This is a genomic window from Bacillota bacterium (assembly GCA_040754675.1).
Taxonomy (GTDB): domain Bacteria; phylum Bacillota; class Limnochordia; order Limnochordales; family Geochordaceae; genus Geochorda.
Genome location: JBFMCJ010000422.1, coordinates 1 through 3,558, shown reverse-complemented (window position 1 = coordinate 3,558; position 3,558 = coordinate 1). Strand labels below are relative to the sequence as shown.

At 63.8% G+C, this 3,558-nt stretch carries 5 protein-coding genes; all 5 read left to right on the top strand.

Annotated features, from left to right (window positions below; translation table 11 throughout):
* Nucleotides 1-456: CoA-transferase (locus AB1609_18235; GenBank protein ID MEW6048386.1), on the top strand; the 456-nt coding region annotated here is incomplete at its 5' end.
* 18 nt (nucleotides 457-474) lie between these two features.
* Nucleotides 475-1,644: a thiolase domain-containing protein gene (locus AB1609_18230; protein MEW6048385.1), complete on the top strand. Its 1,170-nt coding sequence runs from the start codon at nucleotides 475-477 to the stop codon at nucleotides 1,642-1,644.
* Nucleotides 1,644-2,663 carry a hypothetical protein gene (locus tag AB1609_18225; protein ID MEW6048384.1) on the top strand — a complete coding sequence of 340 codons (1,020 nt, stop codon included), beginning with the start codon at nucleotides 1,644-1,646 and terminating at the stop codon, nucleotides 2,661-2,663. The genes AB1609_18230 and AB1609_18225 overlap by 1 nt, the downstream gene beginning before the upstream one ends.
* A gap of 19 nt (nucleotides 2,664-2,682) precedes the next feature.
* Complete coding sequence (locus tag AB1609_18220; protein MEW6048383.1) at nucleotides 2,683-3,144, top strand: Zn-ribbon domain-containing OB-fold protein; 462 nt, start codon at nucleotides 2,683-2,685, stop codon at nucleotides 3,142-3,144.
* Nucleotides 3,145-3,183: 39 nt separating this feature from the next.
* The coding region (locus tag AB1609_18215; GenBank protein MEW6048382.1) for a 4Fe-4S binding protein at nucleotides 3,184-3,558 on the top strand (375 nt) is incomplete at its 3' end.

Sequence of the window (3,558 nt, the reverse complement as noted above, 5' to 3'; positions counted from 1 at the left end):
CGCTTTGGCAACCTCAACAGCACTGTGATTGGGCCGTACGACCGGCCCAAGGTGCGGCTGGCCGGTAGCGGCGGAGCAGCGGACATCGCCTCGCTGGCGCGTAAGCTCTTTATCCTCACACCGCACGAAAAGCGCCGGTTGCCGGCGCGCGTAGACTTCCTGACATCTCTCGGTTACCTGTCCGGGAGGAAAGAGCGCGAAACCCTGGGCTTGCCCGGTGGCGGGCCGGAGCTGGTGATCACGGACAAAGGAGTGCTCCGCTTCGACGAGACGGGCGAGATGGTGCTGGCCTTCATTCATCCCGGCGTTTCCCTGGACGAGGTCAGGGCGAACACCGGCTGGGATCTCAAGGTAGCTCCTGATCTCCGGGTGACGGAGGAGCCCACCAGCGAGGAGTTGCGCATTCTGAGGGAAGAGCTGGATCCCGCCGGGATATACCTGCGAGGCACCGCCTGAACCGGGGAGGCATGAAACGTGCGGGACGCAGCGATAGTGGGATTCGGGCAGACCCCTTTCGGTGACTTTCCTGCCTTAAGTATCAAGGAGCTTTTCGCGCAGGCGTTCTCGGAGATGGTTGCCTCGGTCGACAAGGGATTCGACCCGGCACTGGTCCAGGCCCTCTACGTGGGTACGTTGGGGGTGGGTGGTTTTCAACTCGGGCAGCCGGCGGCACTCCTGGCGGGCTACGTGGGACTTCCGTCCATCCCGGCTGTCCGGGTGGAGAATGCGTGTGCCTCCGGGGGGTTTGCTTTGCTGCAAGCCGTCTGCGCGGTGCGCTCGGGCCTGTACGACGTGGTGGTTGCGGCCGGCATGGAGAAGATGCGCGACCTTTCGGGCGTCCAGGGGCGGTACTGGCTGGGGGTTTCGGGGGATACGGAGTACGAACGCCTCGCCGGCCTGACGTTTGCAGGGATATATGCGCTCATGGCCAGGCGCTACATGGCAGAGTATGGCATGGAGCACCGTCACCTTTCCCTGGTTGCGGTGAAGAACCACCGGCACGGTGCCCTAAACCCCAAGGCCCAGATCAGGCGGCAGATAACGGTGGAGGAAGCCGAGTCTGCCCCGATGGTGGCTGACCCCCTGCGTCTTTACGACTGCTGCCCCACCAGCGACGGCGCGGCGTGCGCCCTGGTGGTGGCGGGTGACCGGGTTGCTGAGTTTACCGACCGCCCGGCGTGGGTGGCAGGCTTCGGGGCGGCCAGTGACTGGCTGGCGGTGCACGACCGGCGCTCGCTGACGCAGCTTGACGCAAGCATTCGCGCTGCGCAGCAGGCGTACGCCATGGCGGGGCTTGGCCCGCAGGACATACATGTGGCAGAGGTGCACGATTGTTTCACCATTGCGGAGATCCTGGCGTACGAGGATCTGGGCTTGGCCGCGCGAGGGAAGGGCTACCGCCTCCTGGAAGAAGGTGCCACCAGCCTGGGGGGCCGGCTCCCTGTCAATACGAGCGGGGGACTGAAGGCGAAAGGACACCCGCTTGGGGCGACCGGTATTGGGCAGGTGGGCGAGATATTCAACCAGTTGCGCGGGACGGCGGGGCAGCGGCAGGTGCCGGGGGCGGAGGTGGGCCTGACGCACAACGTGGGCGGCTCCGGCGGCACGGCGGTGGTATTCGTGTTTCGCGGGGGTGCATCGTGATGGGCGGTCGCTTTGAAGCTCCGGTCTACGTACGGTCGTGCGCGGTGTACCTGCCTGCGTTGAGGATCAAGCGGCAGGAGTATGTTAAATCCCTGGGCACCTTTTCCGCTCCTGGTGTGGATGAAAAGGCGGTGGCCGACTTCGATGAGGACGCGGTGACCATGGCTGTTGAGGCGGCGAGGGCGGCCCTGGAGGCCGCCGCGGGAGGTGGTAGCGTCGGAGGGGATGTCGGGGGCCTTTACCTCGCTTCCACCACGCTCCCCTATGCAGAGAAGGTTCAGGCGTCAACTCTCAGGGAGGCCCTCGGGCTGAATGCCGGTGTGTTTTGCTGCGAATGCACGACCTCGGCGCGTGCAGGCACCGAGGCGCTGGTATGTGCAGCCCGCCAGGTGGCGCTTGAGCGAGGTGCGGTGCTGGTCGTGAGTTCGGAGGCCCCCTGGGCGGATCCCTGTGAGGCTGCAGAGCATGCCCTGGGGGCAGGAGCAGCCGCCCTCGTACTGGCGCCGCAAGGGTGGGCGAGGCTGCTGGGGTGGTATTCCTTCGCGAGCGAGTCCCTGGGCATGCGCTTTAGACCCACCGGTTCTCTGAACCCCCAAGACCTGGAGTTGCGTGATTATGCTCAGTCAGCTCTGCGAACTGCAGTGGTGGAAGCTGTTAATGGTATCACAGTACTCCTGGGAGAAACCTTGGAGCGCTTCAAGCTGGTGATCCTACCCCAGTTGGATGCTAGGACGCCAGTCCAACTCGCGAGGATGCTGGGGTTGAGAGCGGAGCAGGTGAATCCGGCGGTCGTTGCGGCGCGTTGGGGCGATTTGGGTAGCGCGGGTCCCTTTGCGGCGCTGGTGGCGGCAGTGCCGGTGCTGGAATGCGGGGACAAGGTCCTGCTGGTTTGTTGGGGGTCGGGCCAGGCGGCGGATGCGGTGGCGCTTGAGGTGACCTCCAGCCCGGTGGTGGCGGTTCCCTCCGAGGGCTTCAGCTACATTGCGTTCACCGATCATCTGCGTCGCCGAGTTTCTTAGCAAATGGGGGGACAATGCTATGGGCGCTCATGTGTCTGTGCCCATGTACCAGCGCACTGTGCCGCAGAGGTACCGGCTTGTGGGGATCAGGTGTACGAGGTGCGGGGCGGTGATTTTCCCTCCAAAGGGCGTGTGTCCCGGGTGCCGTGGAACTGAGTTCGAAGAACATGTGCTTTCGGGGCGGGGGAGGGTGTATTCTTTCACCGTCATCGAAGGGGCGGTTGCTCCTCCGGAGTTCACAGACCAAGCACGGGCAGTCGGTCGGTACGTGGTGGGTGTGGTTGAACTGGACGAGGGACCGCGGGTGATAGCGCAGATCGCGTGTCCTCCCGAGGATGTCGACTCGGGATTGCCGGTGAAGGCGGTTCTAAGGCGGCTGTACGTGCAGGAGGGGGTTATAAGGTACGGTTACAAGTTTGCTCCTTACCGGCGGTGTCCCGAGCGAAACTTAGGAGGATTTCGCGTGGGCATGTCGAATTAAGCACGCAAGCTGGACAACTGAACAGGCTGCAGTTCGCTTGTGTTGGCCGACCGTGGGCAGGTAGGCCAAGTTGAGCAGGCGGAACCCAGCGCTCCCATTACCGGGACGGTAGGGAGTCGAAGCGCTGGGTTCTTGTGTTTCCGAGGGGGTATCGGAGTGAAGCTTTCGGTGCGAGGCGGAAAATGTTCTGGATGCCGGCTCTGCGAGCTCATGTGCGCCCTCAGTAAGCACAGCGATAACAATTGCAAGAAGGCTGCATTGCGCGTGCGAAGCTTGTTACCCCGGGAGGCTTCCTACCAGGTGCTGGTGTGCGACCAATGTGGGGAGTGTGCGGTGGTCTGCCCTATGGGGGCCATCCAGGAAAGCGGTGGAATTTACCGGATCGACAGCCAGGCCTGTACAGGCTGTGGGGAG

Excerpts from the sequence above, each read along its gene's own strand:
- AB1609_18225 (MEW6048384.1), top strand. The coding sequence starts at position 1,644 with ATGGGCGGTCGCTTTGAAGCTCCGGTCTACGTACGGTCGTGCGCGGTG.
- AB1609_18220 (MEW6048383.1), top strand. The coding sequence starts at position 2,683 with ATGGGCGCTCATGTGTCTGTGCCCATGTACCAGCGCACTGTGCCGCAG.